A 2,266-nucleotide genomic window follows, 5' to 3' on the forward strand; every position below is an offset into this window, starting at 1 on the left:
TCGACGCGCCAGAGCCGTCAAGGTGCAGCGCCCCACCGGACGAACGACCTTGACGGCGACAAGCGTCGACGCACCCTCAGAAGAGCCGATCCCGACCCCTTGACAACAGAAGGGAGCCGGTATGACGCACCCCGAAGGGGCGACCGTGAAGGAGCGACCCGCGGCATGACAGTGAACCGGCCTGGGTGCCCGAACGACAGGCAGTACCCTGATATTGAGCCCGCCCTAGGCGCTCCTCCCGGTAAGGGTGCGTCCCGCCCGTCGCATGGTGAGGGTGGCTGCCCGTTCAAGCCGGGCCGGGTCCGGGGAGCCCACTGCTCGACGGGAGCTGTCGGGGTTCCCACCTGCGCAGGCGGACGGAGCCGAACGCGGCAGTACAGGATGTGCGGATGGGGTGGAACTCTGGCGGCTGAGTGGGCGTCTCACGTGGAGCCGACGCCGACCGGGAGCACACGATGCGACTTCACACCGCCACTGGGATGGTTTTCAGTCTTGGTCTGATCCTGTCCGCCTGCGGGAGCGACGACTCGGAGAGCACTGCGGGCCGTCAAAGTTCGGACAAAGCTGCAGTCGGTTCTGCCAGCAGCGAGCACACACCAGAGGACGAACATGGTCCGCTGCCAGATGGTGGAGCGGCCTCTTGCGTCGAGTTGTATTCGCTCAAGACGCTCCAGAATCGCGACTTCGCTTTTGATGGGATCGTCGTCCGCATGGGTCCGTCCGTTTCCGACCGGGGGGACGGGGGTGACCTGAACCTCGCGGGTGTCACGTTCGAAGTACGTGAGTGGTTCGTAGGTGGTGACGCGAATGAGGTCACGGTCGACGTGCAGGGGGTCGGCGCGGGGACCGCGGAGGGGGATATGCCCTTCGGTGTCGGAACGCGTTTGCTCATGAGCGGTGAGCCGCGTTGGGGAGGGGCGCCGCTGGACTCACCGATCGCATGGGGGTGTGGCTTCAGCCGGTACTACGACGAGGAAACCGCCAAGTCGTGGCGCGACAGCACTACCCCGTAGAAGGGCACGACCGGCGGCAGATGCGCACGTCTGGCGGCGCACCACCGGGGTCTACTTGCAGCCCTCTCTTACCCGTGAGGGAAGACCCGCGTGGTGCCTTACCGGCTGCACGGCCGCGGGCGGAACACTACCGGGATGCGGCAGTTTCGTGCGGCGCTTTCCGGAGAGCTAGCCCTGTTTCAGTGATTCCAGATGACGGTGGCGCTGTCGTCGAGGAGCGCTGGCGCGCTGCCACCGACCACGAACTCGCCGATCACAGTCTCGCTGTCGAGCTCATAGACCGGGACAGCCACGCCCTCGCCGGCCCGCCCCTCCTGCAGTTCCAGTGCGTGCTCGGGCGAGGTCGGCTCACCCCAGGCGATGTTCATGTCCGCCACATAGGCATAGCCCACCGTCCCGTTCGTCGCGAAGACCCGGATCAGGGTCGGGGGAGCCGTGGATGTTCTCGAGGCCATACGTTTCGCCCTTGGCGTTCACGCCCTAGTCGGTCGCCACCTCGGTGGTCACGTAGGAGGTCGTGAGTCGCCAGGAGGCCCCCTCCGGCGCCCCAATCTCGATCTGCTCCACGCTCTCGGCAAGGTCGATGACATAACTCGTTTCCACGTAGGTGTCGTCGGCCGTGGTCGCCAACCCCGCCGCGTCGGCTTCATCGCAGATCAGGATGGCACCATCGGGATACCTGAACTCACCGGGACTCAGGCATTCAAGAAGCATCCCGGCCCCCGTCGCGCCCTCGGGCCTCGCGCCCAAGTCCACGGTCTGCGTCCCCGTGCCGGTGACGGTTCGAGGTTCGGTGAGGAATGTGACGTCAGCCCAGTCAGGCGCAGGTGGGAGCGTCGCAACTGCCTCGACGGTCCGGTTGCTCGCTCCAGCGGGCGAGGTCTCCGCGGTCTCGGGCAGGAGGAACTGGCCACCCCATAGGGCCACGGCTGTCACACCGGCGACGGAAAGCGTCGTCATGCTCGCTGTGACGGCAGTCTTGCGACGCTTGGTTTGCTTGGCTTGACTCAGGACGTCGGCCGTCGGCACTCCCAGCCCCGAGGGTGACGGAACCGATTGCAAGGCCTCGCCCAGTCTGATCTCATCCGTCTTCGTCATCGTGCCCACTCCTCAACTTCCGTGACGTGCTCTCGAAGGGCACTGAGCCCGCGTGAGGCCGTGCTCTTGACTGCCGACAGGCTCATCTCCATCTCCTCGGCTACCTGCTTCTCGGACAGGTCGCAGTAGTAGCGAAGGACGACGACGCGCCGCTG

Annotated in this window: 3 protein-coding genes; all 3 read right to left on the minus strand. The window is 65.9% G+C overall.

The features are described from left to right. Window positions 1-1,192 precede the first annotated feature (1,192 nt). A complete protein-coding gene (locus MWU75_RS19555) occupies window positions 1,193-1,468 on the minus strand; it encodes a hypothetical protein (protein ID WP_247094128.1) in 276 nt (91 codons plus the stop codon). Between the two features lie 25 nt (window positions 1,469-1,493). Further along, a complete protein-coding gene (locus MWU75_RS19560; RefSeq protein WP_247094130.1) occupies window positions 1,494-2,111 on the minus strand; it encodes a hypothetical protein in 618 nt (205 codons plus the stop codon). Continuing rightward, the coding region (locus MWU75_RS19565) for a sigma factor-like helix-turn-helix DNA-binding protein (protein ID WP_281497559.1) at window positions 2,108-2,266 on the minus strand (159 nt) is incomplete at its 5' end. The genes MWU75_RS19560 and MWU75_RS19565, both read right to left, overlap by 4 nt.

The sequence above is a fragment of the Ornithinimicrobium sp. F0845 genome, assembly GCF_023015765.1.
GTDB lineage: Bacteria > Actinomycetota > Actinomycetes > Actinomycetales > Dermatophilaceae > Ornithinicoccus.